This is a genomic window from Mucilaginibacter sp. UYP27 (genome assembly GCF_040547175.1).
Taxonomy (GTDB): domain Bacteria; phylum Bacteroidota; class Bacteroidia; order Sphingobacteriales; family Sphingobacteriaceae; genus Mucilaginibacter.
The window spans coordinates 288,925-315,622 of the sequence record NZ_JBEPPE010000001.1 but is presented as its reverse complement, the minus strand read 5'-3'; the positions used below and the strand labels follow the sequence as shown (position 1 = coordinate 315,622).

25 protein-coding genes are annotated in these 26,698 nt (G+C 42.2%); 16 read left to right on the top strand and 9 right to left on the bottom strand.

Going from position 1 to position 26,698, the window contains the following annotated elements:
- The first annotated feature begins 160 nt into the window (after positions 1 to 160).
- The 3 genes from ABIB39_RS01340 (at position 161) to ABIB39_RS01330 (ending at position 3,168) form a co-directional block, all read left to right on the top strand.
- Positions 161 to 892 carry a GDSL-type esterase/lipase family protein gene (locus ABIB39_RS01340; RefSeq protein WP_354426796.1) on the top strand — a complete coding sequence of 244 codons (732 nt, stop codon included), beginning with the start codon at positions 161 to 163 and terminating at the stop codon, positions 890 to 892.
- 47 nt (positions 893 to 939) lie between these two features.
- Positions 940 to 1,716 (top strand): exodeoxyribonuclease III, encoded by a 777-nt coding sequence (xth, locus tag ABIB39_RS01335; RefSeq protein WP_354426795.1) that lies wholly within the window; start codon positions 940 to 942, stop codon positions 1,714 to 1,716.
- A gap of 207 nt (positions 1,717 to 1,923) precedes the next feature.
- Positions 1,924 to 3,168, top strand: coding sequence for a BamA/TamA family outer membrane protein (locus tag ABIB39_RS01330; RefSeq protein ID WP_354426794.1), 1,245 nt, complete (start codon positions 1,924 to 1,926; stop codon positions 3,166 to 3,168).
- Here the strand turns inward: ABIB39_RS01330 and ABIB39_RS01325 are convergent.
- A complete protein-coding gene (locus tag ABIB39_RS01325; protein WP_354426793.1) occupies positions 3,165 to 3,758 on the bottom strand; it encodes a TlpA family protein disulfide reductase in 594 nt (197 codons plus the stop codon). The genes ABIB39_RS01330 and ABIB39_RS01325 overlap by 4 nt on opposite strands.
- Positions 3,759 to 3,839: 81 nt before the next feature.
- Between ABIB39_RS01325 and ABIB39_RS01320 the strand changes: the two genes are divergently transcribed.
- Positions 3,840 to 4,925: an acyltransferase family protein gene (locus ABIB39_RS01320; RefSeq protein WP_354426792.1), complete on the top strand. Its 1,086-nt coding sequence runs from the start codon at positions 3,840 to 3,842 to the stop codon at positions 4,923 to 4,925.
- 51 nt (positions 4,926 to 4,976) lie between these two features.
- Complete coding sequence (locus ABIB39_RS01315; RefSeq protein WP_354426791.1) at positions 4,977 to 5,318, top strand: hypothetical protein; 342 nt, start codon at positions 4,977 to 4,979, stop codon at positions 5,316 to 5,318.
- A gap of 57 nt (positions 5,319 to 5,375) precedes the next feature.
- Here the strand turns inward: ABIB39_RS01315 and ABIB39_RS01310 are convergent, their stop codons facing one another.
- From ABIB39_RS01310 to ABIB39_RS01290, 5 genes are all read right to left on the bottom strand, one after another.
- Positions 5,376 to 5,846 (bottom strand): ester cyclase, encoded by a 471-nt coding sequence (locus tag ABIB39_RS01310; protein ID WP_354426790.1) that lies wholly within the window; start codon positions 5,844 to 5,846, stop codon positions 5,376 to 5,378.
- 74 nt (positions 5,847 to 5,920) lie between these two features.
- Positions 5,921 to 6,328 (bottom strand): helix-turn-helix domain-containing protein, encoded by a 408-nt coding sequence (locus ABIB39_RS01305; protein ID WP_354426789.1) that lies wholly within the window; start codon positions 6,326 to 6,328, stop codon positions 5,921 to 5,923.
- A gap of 116 nt (positions 6,329 to 6,444) precedes the next feature.
- Positions 6,445 to 6,738: a putative quinol monooxygenase gene (locus ABIB39_RS01300; RefSeq protein WP_354426788.1), complete on the bottom strand. Its 294-nt coding sequence runs from the start codon at positions 6,736 to 6,738 to the stop codon at positions 6,445 to 6,447.
- A gap of 67 nt (positions 6,739 to 6,805) precedes the next feature.
- Positions 6,806 to 6,991 (bottom strand): DoxX family protein, encoded by a 186-nt coding sequence (locus ABIB39_RS01295; protein ID WP_354426787.1) that lies wholly within the window; start codon positions 6,989 to 6,991, stop codon positions 6,806 to 6,808.
- Between the two features lie 351 nt (positions 6,992 to 7,342).
- Positions 7,343 to 7,741, bottom strand: coding sequence for a (R)-mandelonitrile lyase (locus ABIB39_RS01290; protein ID WP_354426786.1), 399 nt, complete (start codon positions 7,739 to 7,741; stop codon positions 7,343 to 7,345).
- Positions 7,742 to 7,863: 122 nt separating this feature from the next.
- Between ABIB39_RS01290 and ABIB39_RS01285 the strand changes: the two genes are divergently transcribed.
- From ABIB39_RS01285 to ABIB39_RS01270, 4 genes are all read left to right on the top strand, one after another.
- Positions 7,864 to 8,217, top strand: a complete 354-nt coding sequence (locus tag ABIB39_RS01285) for a hypothetical protein (protein WP_354426785.1) — start codon at positions 7,864 to 7,866, stop codon at positions 8,215 to 8,217.
- A 14-nt stretch (positions 8,218 to 8,231) separates the two neighbouring features.
- Positions 8,232 to 8,804, top strand: a complete 573-nt coding sequence (locus ABIB39_RS01280) for a Crp/Fnr family transcriptional regulator (RefSeq protein WP_354426784.1) — start codon at positions 8,232 to 8,234, stop codon at positions 8,802 to 8,804.
- Positions 8,805 to 8,891: 87 nt separating this feature from the next.
- On the top strand, positions 8,892 to 9,311 hold the full coding sequence (locus ABIB39_RS01275; protein ID WP_354426783.1) for a hypothetical protein: 420 nt from the start codon (positions 8,892 to 8,894) through the stop codon (positions 9,309 to 9,311).
- A gap of 157 nt (positions 9,312 to 9,468) precedes the next feature.
- A complete protein-coding gene (locus ABIB39_RS01270) occupies positions 9,469 to 10,134 on the top strand; it encodes a hypothetical protein (protein WP_354426782.1) in 666 nt (221 codons plus the stop codon).
- A gap of 5 nt (positions 10,135 to 10,139) precedes the next feature.
- Here ABIB39_RS01270 and ABIB39_RS01265 read toward each other — a convergent pair whose 3' ends face one another.
- Together ABIB39_RS01265 and yiaA are read right to left on the bottom strand one after the other, a co-directional pair.
- Positions 10,140 to 11,051, bottom strand: a complete 912-nt coding sequence (locus ABIB39_RS01265; RefSeq protein ID WP_354426781.1) for a metallophosphoesterase family protein — start codon at positions 11,049 to 11,051, stop codon at positions 10,140 to 10,142.
- A 345-nt stretch (positions 11,052 to 11,396) separates the two neighbouring features.
- Positions 11,397 to 11,864 carry an inner membrane protein YiaA gene (yiaA, locus tag ABIB39_RS01260; protein ID WP_354426780.1) on the bottom strand — a complete coding sequence of 156 codons (468 nt, stop codon included), beginning with the start codon at positions 11,862 to 11,864 and terminating at the stop codon, positions 11,397 to 11,399.
- A 130-nt stretch (positions 11,865 to 11,994) separates the two neighbouring features.
- Between yiaA and ABIB39_RS01255 the strand changes: the two genes are divergently transcribed.
- Entirely contained in the window at positions 11,995 to 13,476 is a 1,482-nt protein-coding gene (locus ABIB39_RS01255) for a hypothetical protein (RefSeq protein ID WP_354426779.1), read from the top strand.
- A 104-nt stretch (positions 13,477 to 13,580) separates the two neighbouring features.
- Here ABIB39_RS01255 and ABIB39_RS01250 read toward each other — a convergent pair whose 3' ends face one another.
- Positions 13,581 to 14,174, bottom strand: coding sequence for a GDSL-type esterase/lipase family protein (locus tag ABIB39_RS01250; protein ID WP_354426778.1), 594 nt, complete (start codon positions 14,172 to 14,174; stop codon positions 13,581 to 13,583).
- A 460-nt stretch (positions 14,175 to 14,634) separates the two neighbouring features.
- On the opposite strand from ABIB39_RS01250, the gene ABIB39_RS01245 reads away from it, so the two are divergent.
- From ABIB39_RS01245 to ABIB39_RS01220, 6 genes are all read left to right on the top strand, one after another.
- A complete protein-coding gene (locus ABIB39_RS01245; RefSeq protein ID WP_354426777.1) occupies positions 14,635 to 15,696 on the top strand; it encodes a hypothetical protein in 1,062 nt (353 codons plus the stop codon).
- A gap of 500 nt (positions 15,697 to 16,196) precedes the next feature.
- The gene (locus tag ABIB39_RS01240) at positions 16,197 to 20,327 is read left to right on the top strand and encodes a two-component regulator propeller domain-containing protein (protein WP_354426776.1); all 4,131 of its coding nucleotides are present in this window, start codon (positions 16,197 to 16,199) and stop codon (positions 20,325 to 20,327) included.
- A gap of 385 nt (positions 20,328 to 20,712) precedes the next feature.
- Complete coding sequence (locus ABIB39_RS01235) at positions 20,713 to 21,267, top strand: carboxypeptidase-like regulatory domain-containing protein (protein WP_354426775.1); 555 nt, start codon at positions 20,713 to 20,715, stop codon at positions 21,265 to 21,267.
- Positions 21,216 to 23,879, top strand: a complete 2,664-nt coding sequence (locus ABIB39_RS01230; RefSeq protein WP_354426774.1) for a SusC/RagA family TonB-linked outer membrane protein — start codon at positions 21,216 to 21,218, stop codon at positions 23,877 to 23,879. Before ABIB39_RS01235 ends, ABIB39_RS01230 begins: the two co-directional genes overlap by 52 nt.
- A gap of 18 nt (positions 23,880 to 23,897) precedes the next feature.
- Positions 23,898 to 25,487 (top strand): RagB/SusD family nutrient uptake outer membrane protein, encoded by a 1,590-nt coding sequence (locus ABIB39_RS01225; RefSeq protein WP_354426773.1) that lies wholly within the window; start codon positions 23,898 to 23,900, stop codon positions 25,485 to 25,487.
- Positions 25,488 to 25,506: 19 nt separating this feature from the next.
- Positions 25,507 to 26,652 carry an IPT/TIG domain-containing protein gene (locus tag ABIB39_RS01220; RefSeq protein ID WP_354426772.1) on the top strand — a complete coding sequence of 382 codons (1,146 nt, stop codon included), beginning with the start codon at positions 25,507 to 25,509 and terminating at the stop codon, positions 26,650 to 26,652.
- Positions 26,653 to 26,698 lie beyond the last annotated feature (46 nt).

The following is a 26,698-nucleotide window of genomic DNA, read 5'->3' as shown; positions in this document are numbered from 1 at the left end:
CGGTATTGGTTTAACGCGTTTTTAGGGAAATATTTAAATTATAGCTAACATGTTTATAATGTGCCGTTTAAATTTTACGGCAATTTATTTACTTTACAAAAGTTGCAGCTGTATATTATTACAGTGTAAATTTGATGCTCATCAGCTATAAAAACTAAACATGAAATTAATATACCTACTGACGCTGCTGTTGTTAACTGCCCCTGCGCTTGCTCAGGAAAAAGCCGATTCTGCAAAAAACATGGCCGTAATTGTAAAAAGCGATTACAGCGACGACTGGGCCGACCTGCGCCATTACGAAGTTGAGAATAAAACATTGCCAACCCCGGCAGCGGGCGAAAAGTGCGTGGTTTTTTTGGGGAGTTCGATTTTCGAATTTTGGAAAACGCGCGTGCCCGAATATTTTGAAGCACATAAAAACTATATTGACAGGGGGATAGGTGGGCAGATAGCGCCACAACTATTGCTTAGGTTTCAGCAAGATGTAATTGCACTAAAGCCCCATGCGGTAATTATACTGGCCGGGAGCAATGATATTGCAAGCACAACAGGGCATGTAACCAACCAGCGCATTTTGGATGATGTGAGATCGATGGTAGAGCTATGCCGGATCCATAAGATCACCCCTATACTTTGTGCTTACGTACCAATCAATGAATATCCATGGCGTAAAGGGTTCCCTGCTGCAGAAAAAATCATAAGCCTTAATAAGGCTATAACAGAGTATGCGACTCAAAACAAATTGATATTATTGGATTATTACAGCCCACTGGTAGATGATAAGCAAGGCACCCGCGCCGACCTTACCCTTGATGGTGTGCACCCAAACGTAGCCGGATATAAAATTATGGCTAAGGTAACTGACGAAGCGATAGCCAAAGCTTTTAAATAGAAATTTGCTATAGGCGATATAAATACATCGGTAAAAACTATTGACTTATGAAGATAGCAACCTACAACGTAAATGGAGTTAACGGACGCCTGCCGGTTTTGCTGCGGTGGCTTGACGAAACCACACCCGATGTTGCCTGCCTGCAGGAATTGAAGGCGCCAGATGAAAAATTTCCGTTGGATGCAATAAAAGAGGTTGGATATAATGCTATATGGCACGGCCAAAAAAGCTGGAACGGTGTGGCTATTTTAGCACGTAATGCCGAGATCCGGGAAACGCAACGCGGCCTGCCCGGCGACCCGGACGATACCCACAGCCGTTATATTGAAGCTGTGGTAAAGGGCATTACCATAGGCTGCCTGTATTTGCCAAATGGTAACCCGGCACCCGGTCCAAAATATGATTATAAACTACGCTGGTTCGAACGTTTTACGGAACATGCCGCGGGCTTGTTAGCCTCCGGCAAACCTGTGGTTCTAACAGGCGACTATAACGCGATACCTACCGAACTGGATGCATACAAAGCAGAGCGTTGGGTAGAGGACGCACTTTTTCGCCCCGAGACGCGCGAAGCATATAAAAATCTTGTTAACCAGGGGTGGACGGATGCTATCCGTAAACTTAACCCCGATAAGGTAATTTACACCTTTTGGGATTATTTCCGCAATGCCTATGGGCGCGACGCCGGTTTACGGATCGACCATTTTTTGCTTAGTCCGGATTTAGATAAGCGCTTGCTGTCCGCAGGTGTTGACAGGCAAGTACGAGGCTGGGAAAAAACCAGCGACCATGGTCCCGTATGGGTGGAGCTGTCAGATGTATAACTTTGCCTTAAATCATACTAAGGTCATAACTTAATCTTTATAAAACTCTTGCATTATTTTGCAGTTTATTTGTTGATTAATTTAACACAACCTATTAGTTTGAATAAGAGCACCATACAATATTTTACGCCGAAATATAGCGGCTATTTAAGCGCAGTTTATTTGTTGTTGTTTTTTATAGCGACCGGAAATTCAGCATATAGCCAAGTGAAGATCGCTACGGATACAGCCAAGGCAACGGTTGCCGCGCCGGATACGGTAAGGATGCGCAAAGAAGCTGCGGATTTGGCTAAACAATATGATATTGGTGACCTGTTCAGTGATATTTTTCATCCTAAAAGGAAGCTGGATTCCGTTAAAAAGAAACCATCGGGCATTACTATTATTCCTAATATTGCATCAAACCCAAGTATAGGGTCGCAAATAGGGATAAAGGCGGTGGCAGGCAGGGTACTGGGCAACGAGCCGGGTACTTTTATGTCGGTAGCGGCTACTTCGGCATCTATCACCACAAAAAACATCATCTATTTTTACATCAACCACAACATATTTACACCCGGTAACCGCTGGAACTTTCAGGGTAACCTCGTAGCCGCTAAAACCGTTACGCCTGATTTTGGTATCGGCATTGGCAACGGCGCTACAGGTAGCGTGAACGATAAGATCCTTACCGACCCGGACCGTAAGGGATATGCTATCCACTCGCAGTTTTATAGTTTCCGCGAAAAGGCTTATAAGGAAATAGATAAAGGGTTGTTTGTTGGGGCCGGTGTTTCATTTGACCTAAGAAGGAAAATTACCGACGTAAGTACACCCGAAGTGCCTACGCCATACTCTATTTACAACGAACGTTACGGATTTAATAACGATCATTATACATCCAGCGGATTATTGTTTAACATACAGTACACCACCCGCGATAACCAAAACCGTGCTTACAAAGGTATATACGTTGATGCCGGTTTCAGGATAAACCAATCTTGGATGGGGAGCTCTAAAAACGCGGTTCAGTTTACTGCCGATTTCAGGAAATACATTAGCCTGTCAGAAAGTCGCCCCGAGCATGTTATCGCATTCTGGAACTGGGGATCTTACTTAATAAGCGGTGCCCTGCCATATCTTGATCTTCCGGGTACAGCCAAAGACGGTGCTTTCCGGAGCGGTCGTGGTTATACAACAGGTTATTTTAAAGGCACCCAATACGATTACTCGGAAGCTGAGTACCGTTTTCCAATCACCAACAATAATTTTTTAAGTGGCGTGGCATTTGTTAACGTACAAACTGCAAACGATGAGTTAGGTACCAAGCTGTTCGAAAAATGGCAGGCGGGATACGGTGGAGGGTTGCGTGTACTATTCAATAAGGCAACGCGTACCAACCTGTGTTTAGATTATGCCTGGGGTAATTATGGCGCGCGTGGTTTCTTCCTCGGGTTAAACGAAGCGTTCTAATTATTAGCCAGTTGCTTTAAATAGTCAGAAACTTTACTGCCGCCATAATCGGCGCTGCCTTCGTGGCTGAACACCATTTTGCCCTCCTTATCAAATATGACGGTAGTAGGGAGTGTACCCTTAAATAAACTTTCAGGGAAATTACCGTTAATTCTGTACAATGGCATAGCGTAATCGCGTTTACGCATAAACAGTTCTGATCTGGCAAAATTGCCATCGGCATCAACCATAATAAAAACAATATTTTTGTTGTTCTTCAGCTTTCCGTAGAGTTCATTTATTGATGGCATTTCGGCAACGCAGGGCGGGCACCAGGTAGCCCAAAAGTTTATAAAAACTACTTTGCCCTTTTGCTGCTGCAGGTTTAAAAATTTACCATCGGGGCCTTCAAAAGTTACTGACGGTAAAGTTACGGGGGCGCCTGCGTATACGGTTTCTGTAATATCCGGTTGAAAGAACCCCACTTTCATGAGCCCCCTAATAAATAACCCTTTTACCGACGGTAAAAAAAGCACAAGTAACAAAAAAGCGATGAACAGGCCATTGAGCCAATTCGTTTTTACCTGTTTCTGTAGCGCCTGCAAATTCATAACTTTAAAATTAGCTTATTTTGTGTGCAGTAGTATTTGGCAGGTTAAAATTATATTTTTGGACGAGCAGAAATGTAACCTATGGAAAACCCAAGTGCCGAAATATTAAAAACCAGGCAACACTTTGATATATTGGATGGCCTGCGTGGCGTAGCCGCATTATCTGTTGTGTGTTTCCATTTTATGGAGATGGTTTACGCGCCCGACAAAAATTTTATTGCCCACGGTTTTCTAGCGGTCGATTTCTTTTTTTGCCTTTCGGGTTTTGTGATCGGCTATGCTTATGACGATAGGTTAAGCAAAATGGGCATTATCGAGTTTTTTAAATCGAGGATCATCCGCCTGCACCCACTGGTTATTTTAGGATCGATATTAGGGTTGCTCGCCTTTTTGTTTGATCCGTTTGTGGCGTTCCCAAACGGATACAGTGCGGGTAAAATCGCGCTGATATTCTTAAGTTCAATCTTGCTTATTCCGTACCCCGTAATGCAGGAGCGGGCCTTTAACCTGTTCAGTTTTAATGCGCCGGCCTGGTCGCTGTTTTGGGAATATGTGGCCAATGTTTTTTACGCGGTCATCCTTTTCAGGGTAGGGCGCAAATGGTTGCCGGTCCTAACAGCGATTGCCGCGTTGGGCATTTGCTACATCGCCTACAGATCTGGCAATGTTATAGGCGGCTGGAGCGGTGGGACTTTTTGGGATGGCAGCGCGCGCATAAGTTATTCGTTTTTAGCTGGCCTGTTGGTTTACCGCAGTAAGTGGATCGTCAAAAGCAAACTGGGCTTTACAGGGCTGGCCGCATTGTTATTGCTTGCCTTTGTGATGCCTTTTAATAAATGGGTTTGGCTTACCGAGCCTCTGGTGGTATTGTTTTATTTCCCATTGTTGGTTGCATTGGGCGCAGGCGCCATATTAAAACCGGGGTTAAAAAAGCTTTGCCAGTTCTCCGGCAGTATCTCATATCCTCTATATATGACGCATTACGCTGCTATATGGGCGTTTGGTAATTACTACGCAGCTAATAAGCCGGCAGCTGGTCAACTTGCGGTAATAATTATTGTTGGGATGATAGTATTAGTAGCTTTTGCTTACCTGGTAATGGTATTTTACGATACGCCCGTGCGTAAATACCTAACCACTAAAAGAAAGCAAAACCTACAAAAATAACCTGCGCTAAATTTTACAAAATACCGTTAAGTAATTCATACCTTGCAATTAATGGCGGACTACTTAACGTTACTAAAAGACTGGATTGTTGACCTTGGCGATAAGCACGAAGTTGACCCCTTGTTACTGGGGTGTATTTACGTGGCTTGTAAAGTGTCGCTTTTTACATGCCTTGGGTTTTTAGTAAGAAATATCCGCGCCAAAAAACCAATCACGTTATTGATACTATTGGCCGGCACCTTTTTTAGCATCCCCTACATTTACATTATTATTGCAGGCCGTAATATTCCTTTTTGGGTTTATATCTTTATAGGGTGTATGTTTTGCTATGGCGGGTTCACTATCTGGAAAAAGGTTACCGACAAGCCAAAAGCGTTAGATATCGTTGAATGAATATTAACAGCGGAACATAATAAAGCCTCTCAAATTATTTTGAGAGGCTTTATTATGTTATTTATTTTTATCAAGCCCTTTTACCGGCCATGCTTCGCTTTGCATCAGCAGGCTAAACCAATCTTCGAGGTGCCATGTATGGGTTAGTTTTCCGTTTTTAAGATAATGGAATTCGTGCAGGGCGATGCTTGCTTTTTTATTGGTTGCGGGGATGCCCAGTATATCGTTATTGTGTGTAAATACGATGGATGCCCTTACTCCGGCGCGTTCATGTGTGCCAAATATTTCGTGGATGACGATCTCTACATCCGGCAGTACAGAGGTAAAGTAGGTGATAATATCCTTTAACCCTTGCGGGCCATCTTCCTGGCCGGGGCCAAGCGGTATGTCTTTCCAGTCGGGCGTGCAAACCATGTCAATCAGGTTGGGCTGTTTGGTTTTCCATGCGCCGTAAAATATCTCAATGGCTTTGCGCTCTTGTTGTGTTAAGGCCTTTACTAATTCCGGTGTTTCAGTTTGTGCTGTCATCTTGTTTCGTTTTGTTGAAACAAAGGTCGGTTAGACGGGCAGCCTATCTCTGGTGATGATTTAAGTTTTATCTGTTAAGCAACCAGGTGCAAATAGGGTTTGCTATTTTCTTCCAAAAGCCATTTACGGTATGCCGATGGTGTTATCCCGGAAAACTCCTTGAAAAACTTGGTGAAGTTTGATGGGTCGTAAGTTAAGCGATTAGCAATATCGTTTATAGACAGGTGCTGCTGGGCCAGTAATTGTTTGGCCTCTTTAAAAATGCGCTGTTCGTAAAAGTGGCAAGGGGCTAAGCCGGTATGCAGTTTTATAACGCTACTTACATGAACCGGATGCAGGCACATAATACTTGCGATGTCCTTTATATGAAACATCTCCTCTACACGGCCGGCCATAAAATCGTCTATATGCTCGTTAAGCACCTTTAGAAACAACTCTGTGATCTCGGCCTGTCTGCTTAAATATTGGTAAGGGACCTTCATAATAACAAGTCAAATATCGAGCTTTAAAATTCTAAAAAATGGTGAAGATTTAAGTATTTCAAATGCTAAAGCCTCCCCGTGGAGCAGGAAGGCTTTAATAATATTAGGGTGAGATGTTATTTTATTGCCAGCAGATCCACCTTTTCAATAATAGGGTCTTTGGCTAAAAGCTCGGCTGCGTTTGCCATTAATGCTTCGGCTATTTTACCATCCAGGTGCGCCTGGCGGCCTTCTTCTGTTTCAAAGGTGTCAAATATCCCAAACGTTGATGGGCCCAGTTGCAGGGCGTACCACCTTACGGTGCCCGGTTCTGCTTCTGCCAAAGGCAAAGCGCTTTTTAAAAAAGCAAATACATCGGCTTCCTTACCAGGTTTTGCTTCTACGCGGGCTAATAATGCAAATTTTTCCATAATTGAGTGTTGTAGTGTGTTTGTAGCCTATAAACGTAAAATTAACCAGTTGCGATGTTTAATTATATTATTTATCCAGGTTGCCTGTACCCTTCAATGCCCAGTAAACCAGCACCGGTTGAAAAAACAAGCGTCCAAAACGTTTTGCATCGGTATCTAATCCAAATGCGCTGCGATGATTTCTGTATTGCGAGATATTCCCGGGGAACACCGCCGTGAAAAAGGCTGCCGCAACTTTGCCAACATTGGCCACATGTTTTTGGGAGGAAATACCAGGGCGCTCTCCAGCGTAATTTCTGCAATGCCGGAGAGAGTAGCACAGTGATGAAGTGCAATTATGGGTTCGCTAATCCCAGATTTAGTTAATGCTTGTACTTAGTAAGTAAAGCTATTGGCGCAACATCAATCAGTTCGGGCGGTTTTACCATACTAAGCGTACTGCTTTTGTATTTTTGAAATGCGCTGTTTAGCTATGCGCACAACCAGGCCCTTGCTTTGTGATAACGCGTCGTTTGTAAATGTTGTTATAAACAATGTGGTTAAAACATGAATATACCCTTGCGGATACTTTTTGCAATTGATTTGTCAGGTTTCATTTTGTAGATTATTGGTTATTGTATTGTTCGTCGGTTACTTGTTCTAACCAATTAACTGGCGAACCATTTTGTTTTTCTTGAATAGCTATATGGCTCATGGCGGTGGTAGCGGTGGCGCCATGCCAGTGCTTTTCGTTAGGTGCAAACCAAACTACATCGCCCTGATATATTTGTTGTATTTGTTCGCCTTCGCGCTGTACCCAACCACTGCCTGCTGTAACTATTAGCGTTTGCCCGAGCGGATGGGTGTGCCAAGCGGTGCGGGCTGCCGGTTCGAAGGTTACCAGTGCCATAGCCACGCGGGCGGGATCCGGCGGCGCAAATAGCGGATCGATACGCACTGTCCCTGAAAAATATTCTGAAGGCCCCTTGCCTGAGGGCTGTGAGCCGCAGCGTTTGATTTCCATTATATGTTGATTTTAAAGATACGTCCATTTTTAACACACGGTACTGTATTTTGTTAAGTAGCTATCTCATTTTATTAAACTACTTTAACTTTTGTTAAAGTTGAGGGCCGTTCCTTTGTGGTATGGAAAACATGACAGAAACCGTACAGCGCTACGTTAACGGCTGGAACGAGAAAACACACGAAGCGGTAAAGGCGGCATTTGTACAATGCTGTGCCGATGGTATTACATATAAAGATAAAAATACGCCTATGTTAAAGGGCATCGATGCTTTGGTAACCCTGGTTATGCAATCGCACGATATTGTGCCGGGGCGTGTATTTTCGGTATTGACCCAGCCAGAGTTTTTTGATCGTAGCTGCTATTATACATGGGGTATATCCATTCCCGGGAGCGGCGAACTTTCAGGCAGGGATTATGTGGAGTATAATGATGAGAACCAAATTACGGCGATAGTAGGATTTTTACCGGCATAATTGTAATATCGCTCATGTTTGAGCACATCCTTGCAAATTTTGCAACGCATATAACGCTTGATGCTGCGGATACTGATAAGGTTACCGCAGCATTCCAGTATAAAGTGGTTTCTAAAAATGGCAGTTTGCTGGAGGCGGGTGAAGTTTGTCGGAACATTTACTTTGTAAACAGGGGATGCCTGCGCATTTTTAACCGCGATAAAAACGGCGACGAACATAATATTATGTTTTGTCCGGAAAACTGGTGGGGGAATGACATGACCAGTTTTACGGGTCAGTCGCCGGCCTACTATTATATTAGCGCGCTGGAAATAACCGAAGTTGTTTATATCAGCCATAAAGCTTTGGAACAACTATATATCGACGTACCCAAGCTGGAACGCTTCTTTCGCATCCTGGTACAAAACGGGTTCAGCTTATTTCAGCGCCGCATTAACACTAACCTATCTAAAACTGCCCAAGAACGGTACGTTTTATTTCAACAATTGTATCCCAGATTGGAGCAGCGCATTTCGCAGAAACACATTGCATCATACCTGGGCATAACACCGGTGTTTTTAAGCATGATAAGGAAAAGGAACAAATAATATTAACAACATTGGTGTGCAAAAAGGTAAAGCAAAGCACCCGTTTGTTATATTTGTTCATATTTAGCTGTTATTAACAACTACCCTATGCGCATTATAAAAGCCGTTTTTATTGCATTTATTATAATTACAGCTGTATCATGCAGCTCAAAAACACAACCGCAGCCAACACTGGCCGGCAATTGGAAGATTACCAGCGCCGTGGGTAACGATGGCCGCCAGTGGACAGGTAGCTTCATCCTAACCGAGGATATCCCCGGTTATAAAGGGGTTTTTCAATGGCAGTCGGTAGATGGAAAGTCTTCCGGAACAGATACCGTAACAGCTACTTACGAATCTGTTATAAAAGTACTTATCATGAGATCGGTGGCGGTAACCGGCAACATCGAAAGTGTAAATTATTCCATGAATGTATCTAATGGATCCACCAAAATGGAAGGCGTTTGGACAGGGTCAAGCGATGGTACGGTAGAAAACCCCGGTAGATTATCAGCGGTAAAGCAATAAATAAGAAGGGTGCGAACAAGCCATCGGGCATATCTCCCAAAACGGGGTTTGCGACACAAAATAATTGGCGACAGCGATGCGAAGCACGCTAAAACTTAACATTAACTTAACCTAAGTAGCGTTATATTTCCGCTTTACAGTAACTCACGGATTTGAAATGCTTATCGTACTCGCTGCACTGGTTTCGCTGGCTTTATTGGTATTGTTTTTTTATGCGGTTATCCCTAAAAGCATGCCCTTGGTATTTTGGGGCAAAGTAGAGTTGTTTTGGGTAATGATATCTTTCTTAAGTGTGTTATATGGCACTATGGAAGTGCTAAAGATAGATAAGCGAACCGAATACGAAGAATTACACAATGCTGCTAAAATTGATTTTGAAGAAGCACAGATATTAATTGGCGAGCATTTGCCGGTGCTTGATCTGCATCACCCATCTGCGGGGCAAAAGACAGGACTGGAGTGGTTTCATACCATGGTGAATTTGATGGACGAGGGTTACGAGTCACGTAAATGGGAAGATTTTGCAAACTATACCAAGGGTTTTTTATTTAAAACCAAAGGGATTTCGGTTAATGAACATATCCGGGCCTTAAAATATCACTGGCCCGAAGACCCACAAATTAAAACTGACGATATTGCTTTTAAGCGAGATATTAAATTGATAGCTGATAAGTTGGAGGCCATTGAACGGGAGAAAGAACAACTGCTGAAGCAAGCACCAAGCAATAAACCAGTTACCTGGCCACGTTATATTATAGCTTTGGTGTTTTTGATAGGGCTGTCGTTGAAAGTCCTGAAGATAAGGCACGAGTCGTATAGGTAATTTAGCTACTTACCAACCTTCAAGCTATAACCATCATCAAAACCTCTAAAATCTTTTTTTAACCTCCTGGATAAGATGTTAAGTGTTTCGCCCCGGCGGGTCACTTGCAGGTAATGGAACTCGGGTTTATAGTCAGGAGAAATATCATGCATTTTCTCGTTATTAGGCCTAAGTGGCTGATGCAAACCGCCACCACCACCAATGACCAGGAAATTCTTACCCTCTACCTTAAAATTTTCAAAATTATGCGAATGCCCCGAAAGGAACAGTACTGCTTTTTTTGATTTAATAAATGGCGGCACAAAACTATGCCTCACAGCCACTGATGGGTTTACGATAGTGCTATTGGTATAAGGCGAATGGTGGCAGCCAACGATGATCAATTTTATAGCCGGGTCATTATCCAGGGCCGGTAATTTTTCTTCATACCACTTGTTTTGTTGAGCGATATCAGCTACAGACATTGTGCCAAAATTGGAATTTAGCAATATTACGGCTACGGAATCTACAACCTCGGTAAACCCTAAGGGATCATCGCCAGGAAAACGCTTCTTAAAATTATTGATGCCTTTTTTAGCGTTGAACATCACCTCGTGGTTACCCAATGTTGCATAAACGGGGATAGAATCTTTAACCAATTGCGCAAGGTAACCATCGATATTTTTCCAGGCACTCTTACTTCTGCCAAGCGAAACAACATCGCCTAAAATAAAAAAGGCTTTGGGCCGCATGCTATCTACAGCCATAAATATCATTTTTGTGGCCAGTAAATTATGATTGGGTTTAAGCCACAATTTTTCTATCCACATGGGTTCCTGCGTATCACTGGCAAAGGCAATAACCGGCTTCTGGTTTTGCGCGTTAATTATATGCGAAAAAGTTATCACCAAAATGCAAAGGAACAGCAATCGTTTCATGTAATTAGAAACGTTGATTAAGATAATTTAGTTTGAATGGCTGCGAGCGTGCCGTTTACCGCGCTTAACTAACAATAAGCTTAGCTATATAGTGACCTACGTTTGATTGTAACTTATGAAATAGCATTAGATGATTTTTAATAGTAATAAAAAAAGCGAAGCGCCTGAAATAAAGCGAATAGCTTGTAGTTGTGGAGGATAGACACCAGCTGATGTCTATATTGCAAACAAAAAAGCCTCCAGATTTCTCGAAGAGGATTTATTTCGGTAGCAACATAATAGTACCCAGTCAAATAAACCCCGCAGGCTTGCCGGGCAAGGCACTGCGGGGTGGTAACCGCTACGTTACAGTTCTTTATCTTCAAACATTTTTGCGTCGCGGGTATTTTTTTGTACAGCAATAGATGAAAACATGCTTAAGCAAAACGCCATAGCATAAAAACCTTTTTCGCTTCGGGCAAGATCTGCATTCCACAGGCCAATGGTGAGTAACACCATTGCAGCAATAGTGGCAAACCAGCTTAAGCCGTAATAAAGGTCGGTAACAACATGTCCCTCTGCCCTGTCCCTCACACTTTTTTGTACCGAGATTACTGCAAACAAGCCAAATAGTAAAATGGTGAAGTAATATCCTTTTTCGTTCAATTCCATAGTTGCATTCCATAAGCCAATGCAATAGCCTACTGTTCCTGCTAATAATGCAAACCACGAGGCGCCCATAAATGCGGCGGTTGGTTTAAACGGGCTTCTAACTTTATCACCATATTTTAAGATGGGTGAATTTTCCTCTGTTCTGTTTTGTAGCGATTCCATGTTTTTCGTTTTAGTGATTAATATGGAAGCAAATGTCGGCTGTACCATAGGCCTAAAAAAATCGGAATTTGGAAATTACTGACGATATATTATTTAAATATTATACTTTTATATACACGAACTTATTCTCATGGACTCACTTAAGGAGTTGATCCAATTACTCAATGTCGCCGATAGAAAGCTTTTCAGGCAATTTTTACATCGGAAAAATAAACGGGAAGATGTAAAAAACCTGCAGTTGCTCAGTTTGATAGAAACTGACGATATGTATGGCTTAAATAAACTTTATGGACCGGAAAAAAACAATGATGCATATCATGCCCTTCGTAAAAGGCTGCAGGATAATTTGCTGCTGTTTTTATCTCAGAAAACGTTTGAAAGCAATCATTCCGACACCTATGACGCGTTGCGCCTGGTGGTGGTAGGGCGTTTTTTATTAGAAAATGATATTGTAAAAGTAGCGTTCAAATGCCTGGACAAGGCGGAGCGTTTAGCTGAACAATTAGAGCAATTTAATTTATTGAACGAGCTTTTGCTTTTAAAGCTGCAGTATGCCCACCTGACGGGGGCTGAAAGCCTCGACATCCTGACCGAGCGTTTCTCACAAAACCAGGCCCATATGCAACGCGAGGCTAAGCTGAATATAGCCTATGCCTTTTTGAGGCAGGAACTGCAGGAGATACACCTGAAAGGGAAGATCGTTAATTTAACGGCGCTGATGATTACAACCATCCGGAAATATAAAATCTCTGCCCGGGACCTGATGACGTACAAATCTATTTATCAGATTCTTTTCATCGCGAATGAATACGCGGCAATACAACAGAACTATGGATTGATAGAGCGATATGTTAACCGTACGAATCAATTTATAAAAGGCCTGTCCTACAAAAATTCGTCTTATCTTTTTTACCATATATCCATCTTGTATTTTTTGGCAAACTTTCATTTACGCCAAAGTGATTTTGCAAAAAGTGCAGCTTATCTTAAGGAAATGATGGGTTTGATGGCGACAGATAGTCGTTATTATAAGCTGTTTTATCTGCGTTATCAATTACTTTACGCACTTAATTTGTTTTTTACCGGCTTTGCAGAAGATGCGACCGCGTTGTTACAGGAATCCCTTTCTAATACAAAGCATACGTTTAAACCTGAAGATATAGAGGATTTACGATTATGCCTTACTATGTTTTTAGGCTTGTGTAATGATCGGGGAAGTTTAAAAAAACTGGCCTTGTTAACGCGCACTGATGCCTGGTATGAAAAGAAGATGGGCATGTTATGGGCTATCCGAAAGAATTTGATGGAAATTTTGGTTCACGCGCAGTTCTCCAACATCGAGCTTGCCATGTCTCGCCTTAGTAGCTTCAGGCGGCGATATAAGAAGTATCTGGTTAAAACATCGGAGGAGCGTGTGTTATCGTACCTGAGGTTGGTTGAAAAATATCTGATAAAACCTGATATAGTGTTTGAAGCAACGTACAAAAAGGCGGTTATAAACCAATTGGGTAAAGCAGAGAACAATGATATTTTTACTTTAAGCTTTATAGCATGGTTGATAGCACACCAGGAGAAAAAAACGGCCTATGAGGTTGTCTTAAAACTTGTATAGGCTGATGAAGAAATTAATTTGGAAAGGCTTCTCAATGAACCTGACACTGCAAAAGAGAAGATCGCTATAAAGCGACTCAAAATTCAACCCTGTTAAATACGCAGTTAATTCTTGTTCATTACATTTTGAAGAGTGATTTTCCAAAGCTGATAACCTGTTTTATTTAAGTGCAGGCCGTCGGCGATAAAATAATCGGCATTAGGCGTTCCCTCGGCATTCAACATTGGGGTAAATATGTCTACCCATTTCCAATTCGGATGATTATTTGCTATTTCTACCGAGATAAGCTCATTTGTATATTTAAACTCCTCTCTAAGACCCCAACGAGCTACGCTTGGCTTTAAAGAAATGAAATAACAGGGAATTGAACCGAATTTATTTTTAACCCGTTCTGTTAATTGTTGAAAGAAAATAAATACCTCTTGCGGGCGTCGCCCATCTGCAAGGTCGTTATCGCCGGCATAAAAAACTATCCTTTCTGGCTGATATCCATCTGTAAGCTGGTTAAAAAACCAAGTACAGGCAGCAAGTGTCGAGCCTCCAAAACCCAGGTTAACGGTACTTAACTCCTTAAAATCTTCGGCAAGGTCTGTCCATTGCCTTACAGATGAGCTCCCATAAAATAATGTATCAGGCGTATAAGTTAGTGCTGCACGTTCTTTTTCTAAACGATGTATTTCATCTTCATACCAAAGCATATAAGGGCGGTTAAGGTGCCAAACCTAATTAAATGAATTGGAAAAAAGGTTTCGCAGGTATTTTTAAATTATTATAGTTAAGAAATTAATTTTGGAGGGCTTTTGTTTAGTTGCAAAGTATTACAGCTTAACGTTGATAGCTGTCCTTGTTATTATGTCATAAGGCCGTTATTTTTTTTAAATTATTCACAAAAATTTATTTAAAAAATTAAAATATTTACTATTTTGGAGCTGTCAAATTCCTTTGACCAATTTCTTTATTTTTTTAATATTCACGAAATTTAACTGGAGAAATAATATCAAAAAATTAAAACTACGACAGGCAATATCTAATCAAATTCGCAAAAGGGCTAAGCAGCAATTACCGTGTATTAAAGAAATAGCGGTAGCGGCCAATCATAAATTTGAACTTGAAATAGATCAATTTTTACGTAACTGGGTTGTTCAACACGAAAATGAAATGCTACTTAGGTTTGATCAGCCGCTGGAGGAATACCTTGCAAATGATGCTCTGCGTGATTTTTTCCTGAGCTCGGTTCATCCTTTACAGCAATTGTTGCAGCAAAGTACAATTGCCAACCATTTAGGAAGAGGCGTTAACGAGGTTTATTTTGACCCAATTTGCGGAGACCCCTTATTGTCAACTTTTGAACAACGGATTTATAACCTTGCGCGCCGGATGGATAGTGAAAGGATGGATATTCCTTTTCGCACGATTCAGCCAAGCAAGCAGACAGAGGCTGGCGATACCGCGGATATTAGCACCTATCCGGTTGATTGCGAGCAGCTACGCTACAACAGCGGCAATCATTTTACCAGCCGCCCGGCGAATGATAACGTATTTGATGAAAACAGTAAACACTGTATGGTCAAGTCAGCCAATAATTTGAATATAATATTCAAGCGTGGTTTTCTGGAAGATCGCTTACAGGAGATTAAGGACCTTACATTTGAATTACATCAGGCAGGGGATAAACAGCTGCAATTTTTTGTTATTTGCAGTCGGCATTCGCTTAAAGAGGGGCATTTCGGAGCCTCCCTGGTCATTATGGACCCGGCAAATCCCCACTTTCCGGTCCGCGTGCTGGTTTGCGACACCCTTCTTAAGGAATTGCCACAACATCCGCGTTGGTGGCATCATTTTGTTGCCGAATACTCTAATGTATTTGGTGACGCCGTAGCAGAGATTATAGAAGATCTTTCGCACCCTTTGCAAAAGGTAAATATTAAAGGTGATGACCCTTACCGGCATGACTGGGATTGCCCATACTACGTTACCAGCATGACAGATGCACTTGCCGATCTTGTGAAAGAAACCCCCGAACTAATGGTCAACGGAAGTTTACAGGAGATACATAGCGCTATGAAGGGTTTGATGCTTGATTATTATCAACCTGATCAAACGATCAAAGAAAGAAACGATATCAAACACACCAATTGCTTAAAACGATGGAATAGCGGTATGAAAGTAATTAAAGAACTGTTATATGATATGTCGCGTAACTCGTCCTACGAAGCGTAACTGTTTCACAATTGCGAGCGAAGTCGATATTAGTTTCCCTGGTTAATTTAATGCAATGAAACTTTATTATTAATTAAGGCAAGTTTAGTATATCCTCCCGCTATGGAAAGTTACAACTTCGGATAATTATGTCTATGGTTCGCGACCACATTAAATTATAAAGCCTCTCAGATTCTCTAAGAGGCTTTTTAGTTTTCAGGTAGCGGGAGCAATACAATATCGAACCATTTAATCGAAGATATTGCGAATATTAACAATTTAGTAATAGTCGTTTTGGCGCCACGTATGTTAGTAGCAGCTATCAGGTGAAAATACAGTAAACACCTTCGCTTCAAATTCTAATATTGGGCGGGTGTGAGATCGTAAATTATACGCAATTATAAAGGACCAACCCCTTCGCGAAAGTTTATTTACTTTAACGAATAATCACACCTGAATATTTTATTGTTAACTTAGGCTACCAATTGTATAAACGATGGCTACAGTTCCATTTTAACGGTATGAAAAGGTTTTTTACCCTGTTTTTTGTTTGTTACTCCTCTGTACTGTTTGGGCAAAACAATGAATTTCAGTTCTCTAAATTGGATATTGGCAACGGCCTGTCGCATAACCAGGTGAATTGTATTTTAAAAGACCGTAGCGGCTTTATGTGGTTTGGCACATTGTCTGGCTTGAGTAAGTACGATGGTTATAAATTTAAAGTATTTAAGCACGAAGAAGGCGATACGGCAAGCCTGAGCGACGATTTTATGGTAAGCCTAACCGAAGGGCCCGATAATAAGTTATGGGTAGAAACAAGGAACGGGTTCAATATTTACGATCCGCTTAAAGAAACTTTCAACCATAATATCGCCGCTGTCCTCAAAGCGTTTGGTGTACCCGCGCAAAACTTTACAGGATTAAAAAAGGACAGAGCCGGTAATTTTTGGTTTCTTAACTCATTTAGCGGTATCTATAAATATAATCCGCGCACAAAAAAAACAGAACATATCAACTATAAAGCAGGTCTTAACACATCTGTTTACAGCAACGCCGTTGCAGACTTATCTGTAGACACGAAAGGCAATATTTGGCTGGTTTACAATAAAGGGATTTTGGAGCGCCTCGATCCGTTGACCCACAAGGTAAATTATCGCAGGCAACTGAGCGAACTACCCATCGGTTTAAACACTTCCTATAAGGTTTTTATCGACAGGCAAGATGATGTTTGGGCATATGTGCCAAGTTATTCATCAGGTGTTTATTACTTAAATTCAAATACGAGCATTTTTAAGCATCTGGATAAAGATGGCACCCCGTCCGGCCTCAATACAAATGTAATTGCCGCGGTGGTACAAGATGATCATAGCAGGATCTGGATAGCTACCGACCATGGGGGCATCAATTTGCTTAATAAAGCAGATTTTAAAACAAAGTACCTGCTTAACCGCGAGGAGGACGAAAAAACCATCGGCCAAAATAGTTTAACAACGCTTTACAAGGACAATACCGGTATTATTTGGGCAGGCACTTACAAGCGTGGCATCAGTTATTACCATGAGAGCATCATTAAGTTTCCATTATACACCCATCATTTGTCTGACCCGGGGAGTTTAAGTTTTAGCGATGTAAATAAGTTTATTGAAGATGATAAGGGTAATCTGTGGCTGGGTACAAACGGAGGGGGCTTAGTTTACTTTAACCGTAAAGATGGCAGTTTTAAACGCTACATGCATGATGCTGCAAATAGTAACAGCCTCACCAATAATGTTATTGTAAACATGTACCTGGATCATAAACAAAAGCTTTGGATAGGCACATATTTTGGCGGGCTGGATAAATTTGACGGCAAAACCTTTACACATTACCGCCATCGCGATGATGACCCGGGCAGTATATCTGAGGACAGGATCTGGTCGATAATTGAGGATCGGGACAATAATTTATGGGTAGGCACCCTTGCCGGCGGCCTAAACCTCTTTAACCGCAGCACCAATTCTTTTAAACATTATAAAATGGTGCCCGGTTCATCCAACACCATGCATTCCAGTTATGTTGCCGCCTTACTTGACGATCGGCATAACAATCTTTGGATAGTAACATCCTACGGCGTTGATGTGCTTAACCGGCGTACCGATCAGTTTATGCACTATGTGCACGATGATAAAGATCCCAACAGTTTGGTTAACGATAACACCAATAATATTTTAGAGGATAGCAGCGGGCTCATCTGGATAAGTACACGCGAAGGCATCAGCATATTAAATACAGCAACAGGTAAGTTCAAAAACATTACCCGCAAAGATGGCTTGCCGGATAATACCGTAATAGACTTAAGGGAGGATGACGCCCACAATATTTGGGCGAGTACACCCAACGGGTTATCGAACATTATTGTTGATCGTAAAAGTAAAGGATTGCTTTTGCGCTTTATCAACTATAACGAGAAGGACGGTTTGCAGGGGAGGGAGTTTACAGCCAATTCATCTTTTAAAACCCGGGAGGGTGAGTTGATTTTCGGTGGCGGTAACGGCTTTAATATTTTCAAACCTGCAGGTTTACGCAATAGTACAAACGCCCCGCTACTGGCCTTTACCGATTTCCAGGTGTTTAATAAAAGTGTTAAGGCAGGCGAAAAAATCTTTGGGAATATGATTCTGCCAAAAGCTATATCACATATTGATACTGTTGAACTTAAATATAATGAAAACGTTTTTTCTATTGAATTTGCTGCCCTGAATTATTTTGACGCAGATAAGGCGAAGTACGAGTATATGATGCAGGGGTTCAATAAAACCTGGATTAGTGCTGATAACCTTACCCGAAAGGCCACCTATACCAATTTAGATGCCGGCGACTATACCTTTAAAGTGCGCGCCGCTAATCCAGGCTTTTGGCAAAGTAAAGAGATTGTGCTATACATTAAAATACTGCCCCCATTTTGGAAAACTACAGTTGCTTATGTTTTATACGCCTTGCTATTTATAGGCATCTTATTTTTTATACGTAGCAGGGGGATTCGCAAACTACGCCTCGAATTTCTTTTAGAGAAGGAGCGCGAGGAAGCACAACGCATGCATGATCTCGACCTAATGAAGATCAGGTTTTTTACTAATGTAAGCCATGAATTCCGTACGCCATTATCATTAATTATGGCGCCGGTTGATAATATTGCTAAACAAATTACCGAACCCGGGATAAAAAAGCAATTGCTTTTGGTAAATCGTAACGCCAAGCGATTATTGAACCTCGTAAATCAATTGCTCGATTTTAGGAAGATGGAGTACCAGGAGTTGAAACTCCATAAAACCACGGGCGATATTGTTGAATTTATCCATGACCTTTCTTACTCATTTACGGATGTTGCCGAGCAAAAGCAAATTAGCTTTGTATTTGACAGCGAAATTGAAGAGTATTACACCAGTTTCGATCACGAAAAAGTTGAGCGTATTTTATTTAACCTTTTATCAAACGCATATAAATTTACCCATGCAGGTGGGCAGGTAAGTGTATTGGTCAATTTAAAAAATCAAACTGTTGGATATAATAACCAATTTGAAATAAGGGTAATTGATACAGGAATAGGTATCCACGCAAATAAGCAAGGGAAGATCTTCGAGCCGTTTTTCCAGAATGATATCCCCGGTACAATGCTGAACCAGGGCAGCGGGATAGGCCTGTCGATAGTAAAAGAATTTGTGCGCTTACACGCGGGTGAGATAACTGTTGAAAGTGAATTGAACCAGGGCAGTTGCTTCACTGTTATGATCCCGTTGCAGCAATTAAATAAAAATACATTTACAGATAAGGCCGTTCATTTACAGCACTCCGAAGACGATTTACAGATATCCACCAACCGTGAAGTGCAGGTAAGGGATGGCCGCGACGGTAAAAAACCTGTTGTGCTTTTGGTTGAGGATAATGACGATTTCAGGTTTTACATTAAAGACAACTTAAAAGATTCTTTCCATATCATCGAAGCGGAAAACGGTAAACGTGGCTGGCAAAAGGCGCTTGCACAACACCCCAACTTGATAGTGACCGACATAACCATGCCGGAGATGAACGGCATAGACCTTTGTATCAAGATCAAAAACGATAAGCGCACATCGCACATCCCGGTAATATTGCTTACCGCGGTAGCCGGCGAAGAGCAGCAACTAAAAGGTTTAGGAACGGGTGCTACCGATTATATGACCAAGCCCTTCAATTTCGAAATTTTGCTTTCTAAGATCCGCAATATTTTGTTGCAGCAGGAGCATATGCGCAAAACCTATCAAAAGCAGGTTGAAGCTAATCCTACCGAAGTAAAGGTAGATTCGCCGGATGACGGGTTTATTAAAAAAGTTTTACTGTTGATAGATAATAATATCTCTAATCCCAATTTTTCGGTCGAGGAACTTAGTAATGAAATGTTTGTGAGCCGTTATACGCTTTACAAAAAAATACTGCAGATGACCGGTAAAACGCCAAATGAACTGGTTAGGCAAATGCGGCTAAAACGTGCTGCGCAGTTATTAGAAACCGGCCATTTAACCATCTCCCAGATCTGTAACAAGATTGGGTTTAAAAGCCAAAAGTATTTTGTTAAAACCTTTAAGGCGGAGTATAATATGCTACCATCCAGGTATGCCGAAACACATCATCAATAAGCTTTCATACATCTTTACAACAGGCTTCATTTGTAACTAATGGGGTTTGTATTTCAATAACTTTACGGTTTAAATAGCCGCACATAAATTATAATAAACTATAAATCAATAGTTTAAATATAAGTTGACATTTGTGCCCCCATTTATCCACAACAGGATATTAAATACCCCATAATTTTATCTCCGAACCAAATGACGGTGCAGGGGCATTCTTAGCAGCCAATGTTATCGCATTACCAATTTAACCAATTTTAGTAAAATACATTCGGGATTGCTATGAAACCGACGCGGAGATCTCCTTCGCACCGGCGTGGTATTGCAATTTGAACTATGCTGCCAACGAACCAATCAAACCAATTATAAAATAATAAACTAAAAAACCGTTATGGGAAAAATTTTACGATCAGTACTACTTTTTGCCTCCTTTTTTATAAGCGTTACAGCAGTAGCGCAAACAGGGAGTATAGTAGTAAGAGGAACAGTAACAGATGAGAAAGGAGTAACCCTGCCCGGGGTTACGGTGTCTGTTAAAGATGCGCAGGTTAATGCGCTTACTAATGTAGACGGTAAGTATAGTATTACTGTACCTGAACAGGGCAGGGTACTTGTATTTAGTTTCATAGGCCTGCAGCGCCGGGAAGTTACTATTGCCGGTCAAACACAAATAAACGTACAGTTGCTTTCTTCAACTACGGCCTTAACAGACGTTAACGTTGTTGCGATTGGTTACGGCTCGCAACGCAGGCAAGATGTTAACGGAGCTATATCATCCGTAAAAGCGGCAGATATTGCAAACTTACCTCAGTCAAGTATCGATCAGTTATTGCAGGGTAAAGCAGCCGGTGTTACCGTAACCCAAAATACAGGTGCGCCGGCAGCCAAACTTCGGTGCATATCAGGGGTATTTCCACATTCAATTCTGGCGAGCCCTTATATGTAATAGATGGCGTACCAATATCAGGTGCTGCCAATGCTAATGGCGGTACCGCGTTAAATGCTAATAATGGCGCAAACTCGCCAAGTCCGCTTGCATTACTTAATCCAAACGACATCGAGTCGTTAGATATATTAAAGGATGCATCGGCGGCAGCTATTTATGGTAACAGGGCGGCAAATGGCGTAATTATTATCACCACAAAAAAAGGCCGTAGTGGTACCGCCCGTATCAATTATGACGGTTACGCCGGTTTCCAGCAGCCGCAAAAATATTTGAAACTGATGGATCTTACCCAATACGCAAGTTTACAAAACTCGTTGGCTGATGCCTATGGTGTGGGCCGCCGCGGCGAATTTGCCGATCCCAGCTTGTTAGGTAAAGGTACCGACTGGCAGCGCGCCATTTTCCGTACAGCTTACCAGCAAAGCCACCAGTTATCTATATCCGGTGGTAAAGAGGGGCTTACTTATTACCTATCGGGCGGGTATTACGACCAGGATGGTATAGCTATCGGCTCAAACTTTAAACGTTACTCGTTTCGTAGCAACGTTGATGCGCAGGTAAACAACTGGTTTAAAGTTGGCTTAACAGTATCCGGCAGTAAATCGTCAGAAAACATCATATACAGCGATAACGGTGGTATAATTTACAACGCGTTATTACAAGCACCGGATATAGCGGTTTACAACGCCGATGGTACTTTTGCAGGCCCGCCAAATACACCCGATGCGGTTGGTGGTATCTTGAACCCTGTGCAACAGGCAACAAGTATTTCCAATATCCTCAACAGGAATAATTTAAACGGAAACCTATATGCCGATATCAGGTTCATCAAAGATCTTACCCTAAGAACTGAGATAGGCGGGGACTTTGGTTTTTCGAACAACAATATTTTTACACCAAGCTACTCGTATGGCAGGTTTACCAACCCTACAGCCACACTTCGCGAGCAACAAAACACAAATAGTTATTATAACTACAAAGAGTACTTGACCTATACCCATACATTTGCGCAAAAACATAATTTAACCGCATTATTGGGTTACGAACTTTCATCGTCAAGATGGGGTTACACACAGCAAAGTATCTCGGGTTTCCTAACCAACTCCCTGGGAGATAATATACCCACGGAAAATTTGGGGACTTCCACAACCGCTGTTATTGACGAACGCAAAAGTGCTCCGCATAACCTGGAGTCGGAATTTGCGCGTGCTATTTATACATTCAATAACAGATACAGCCTTACCGCTACTCTGCGTACAGATGTATCGTCCAACTTTGCGCCGGGCCACCAGCGTGGTTACTTCCCATCGTTCGCGGCATCATGGCGTTTATCTGATGAGGATTTTTTCAAGCCAATTAAAAGCGTTGCCGATAACGTAAAGATCCGTTTAGGTTATGGCCAGTTGGGTAACGAGGGTATCCCGCCGTATTCATTCGGTTCGCAATTAAACCCAACTATTACGGGCTTAGGTACAGGCTTTTTAGTGGCAAGGATCCCCAATGCAGATCTTACCTGGCAACACCAGATAGAATATAACGCAGGTATCGATTTTAGTTTATTTAATTACCGCATAGAGGGTTCATTCGACTACTTTCAGCGTAAAGCAAGCAAATTCTTGTTTCAGTTGCCATTACCGGCATACGTTGTAGGCGGCCCGGATTATTTGGGCGGTATTGCTTCGCCATTTATTAACTCAGGGGGGATTACCAATACAGGTTTCGACATTACATTAAACACGCGCAATATCGTGTCTAAAGATTTTAAATGGAGCAGTACTTTGATCTTCTCCCGTTACAAAAATAGGGTAACCTCTTTAGCTAATGGTTTACAGCAGCTTGTTCAAAGTGTAACCAACGGTTTCCTAAGCTTGCCTATCACCCGTACCACTGTAGGTGGCCCGCTTGGCGAATTTTACGGTTACAAAGTTAAAGGCGTATTTAAATCTGATGAGCAGTTAAGGAGCGCGCCGGTACAGTTTGGCTATCCCGTATCAAACGACCCAAACCTGGGTAATAAAAGGACGTGGTTAGGTGATGTACAGTATGAAGACCTTAACGGGGATAACGTAATAGATGCAAAAGATCAAACCTCATTAGGCAGCCCTCAGCCTAATTTTACTTATGGTTTCACAAACAATTTCAGTTACAAAGCTTTCGACCTGAGCGTATTTTTACAAGGCTCGCAAGGCGGGCAGATCCTGAACCTGCTTGATCGTACTTTAGGCGGCCTGGCAAATCTTTATCAGAACCAGTACGCATCACAAGCGAATTTCTGGAGTCCGGCTAATCCAAATTCAAACCTCCCTGCGCCAAGGGCAGGTACAGACAATGCCAACCTTCAAATCTCAGATAGGTTTATCCATAGCGCTTCGTATCTCAGGATTCAGAATGTGAGTATCGGTTACAACTTCCCGGTTGGTCTTATCAAACGCATTAAGCTTGCGCGTTTAAGAGTGTATGCCAGCGGCCAAAACCTGTACACATTTACCAAGTATAATGGTTACGACCCGGAGATAGGCTTACAAAACCAAAACCCACTTTTAGCTAACGTTGATATTGGTAGGTATCCATCTGCACGTACCATAACGTTTGGTATTAACGCACAGTTTTAATCTATAAATAAGTATAAAATGAAAAGACATATAAAATATATAGCAGGCTTAGCCGTAATGACGTTCATTACTGCAACAAGCTGCAAAAAGGAATTTTTTAATAAAGCACCCGAAGATGCAATAACGCTTGATAATTTTTACCAAACGGCAGAGCAGGTACAGTCGAGCACAAATGGTTTGTATAATAACGTTTGGTTCAGCTGGAATAACAAAGCATCGTGGGCAATAACCGAGATTGCGGGCGGTAACGCGCGCACCTACTCGAGTGATGTAGTGGCTTTCGGTAATTTCTCTGTAACGGGCGATAATACCGAGATCTCAAACGCATGGACATCTATGTTCACCGTAATAGCGCAATCAAACGCGCTCATCAATAACCTGCCATTAAAAGTACCGGCCTCGGTACCATCGGCAACGGTTAACAACGCACTTGGCGAAGCGCGCTTTATGCGCGCAACAGCTTATTTTTATTTGGTTAGGCTATTTGGGCCGGTACCGATTATTGAGAACAGTCTTGATTACGTTAATAACTTTCAAATCAACACTAATACGGTTGTTGACATCTATAAATTTATTGAAAACGACCTGAAATTTGCCGAAGCAAATTGTACATCAATGATCAGGAGCGGTTCATCTGTAGCGCAAGGCCACGTATCAAGTGGTTCTGCTACAGCAATGCTCTCTAAAGTTTACTTGTACGAACAAAAGTACGCGGAGGCACGTGCATCTGCTGAGAAGGTTATTAATAGCGGCGAGTTTAAACTGTACGGAGCGGACATCGCGGGCAAAACCTACAACGATCTTTTTGTTACCGCTAATAACAACAATGAGGAATCTGTTGCGGCATTACAATGGGCTGCCGGTGCGCCGTACGGTCACGGTAATTCATTACAGGCATCTTTTGCTGTCAACTCTATCATTACAGGTACAGGCGATGGATATTCTGTAATTGGCCCCACTATTGATCTTCAGCAAGCTTATGAGCCGGGTGATCTTCGTAAACATGGCACTATCATGTTGGCAGGTGATAAATATCCCGAGTTAAACCAGGCTGCAGGTGGCTTTACAGTACCGGCAGATGTTAACGCCCAAAATACAAAAGCAGGTATCAAAAAGTATGTTACTGGCACACCGGCAGATAATGGCGGCAAAGGTGCAGCACAGTCTGCCGGTAATAACACTTACATTATGCGTTATGCCGATGTATTGTTAATTGAAGCAGAGGCTGTACTGGCGGGCGCCGCTACTACAAGCAACCCGGCTGCGTTAAATGCCTTTAATAAAGTAAGAGCGCGTGCGGGTTTAAATCCATTACCGGCTATAACCAAAAATAATATTTACCACGAGCGACGCATTGAGTTTGCTATAGAAGGTGATTATTGGTTCGACCTTGGCCGTTTAGACGGGTTTAATGTTGCATCGCATCCTTTAGCGGCTGCTATAATTGGCAACCAGGAACGTGGTACTTATAGTAACGATACGCCGCCGGTAGTGTACACTCAAAAAATACCGATCAGTGCAAGCGGTTTCTTGTTCCCGTATCCAACTACCGAGGTGGCGGCAAACCCAAAACTCAACGAAGCACCGGTACCATACACGTTTAAATAAAAAATAGATTTAAAAGAAGATGAAAAATTCAAAAATATATCACCTGGCATTAGCTGTACTAATGATAATTGGTATTGCAGCTTGTAAAAAAGATAGCCCGGAAGGCGGTAAGGGTGCGCCTGTAATTACCCGTGTACGTACGGTTAGCAAAGCCGATACGATAGCCGGTGTAGAGCACCGCATAACGCTCGATTCGAGCAGCGTTTATGATGACCATACCGTTATAGCATCAGATTCGACGGTTACCAACGGTAAATTAAATAACCAATATGCTATACTTGGCGAAAATTTACTGACCACCAACGCGGTATTATTTAACGGGGCATCGGTTTATTTTAACCCGGCCCTGGTTACCGATAAGGTTATCATCATCACCATACCCGATGGCACGCCGTTTGGCCCAAGCCAAAGCAATAAATTGACAGTGGTAACTAAGTACGGCAAGGTCGATTTCGATTTCAGCATTCAACAGCCACCGCCATCCATCACCAATTTCGACCCGCTTGCAGCCGGCTCGGGTGATATTGTAACCATCAACGGTAAAATATTTAACGGTGTGACAGGTGTGAAATTCGATAACGCGCCTGCCGAGATCATTGGTACGCCTACAGATACCCAGATCAAGGTTAAAGTCCCGGCGGGTGTGGTGCAGTCGTACATTTATGTTACAACACCGGGCGGTACAGCCAAATCGGTAGCATCATTCGGGTTTAAATATATTATTTATGACGACATGCTATCAGCAGGCTGGGGCGGTCAGGGTAGCGGTGGGTACGATGGATACGGCAGTACCCGAAAATACAATAGTACAGAGCATCCTAAACGGGGCGCGAACGCGATTGCCGTAACTGTTGATAACGGCTATGGTGCTTTGCAGTTGGGTTATGGCGGTGCTACGCTTAGCGTTACATCGGCAGGCTTAAAGTCGCTTAAATTCTCTATATATGGAGGCGCTGCCTTTAAAGCCGGCGATAAAGTGCAGGTTGTTATAAATGGCAACTATGGTAAGGCTTACCCGGTAGAAGTTACCGTAGGTGCTTATACCGATTACACCATTAAACTGAGTGACCTGGGCGACCCGGCAACAATCAGTGAAATAACTTTTCAGACATTGGGCGTAGCCGCACCGGGCACCTTTTATGTAGATGATTTGGGTTTTATTTAGTACTGGTTATATTTAAGTTACGCCATCATCGGTTACCGGCCTTTGG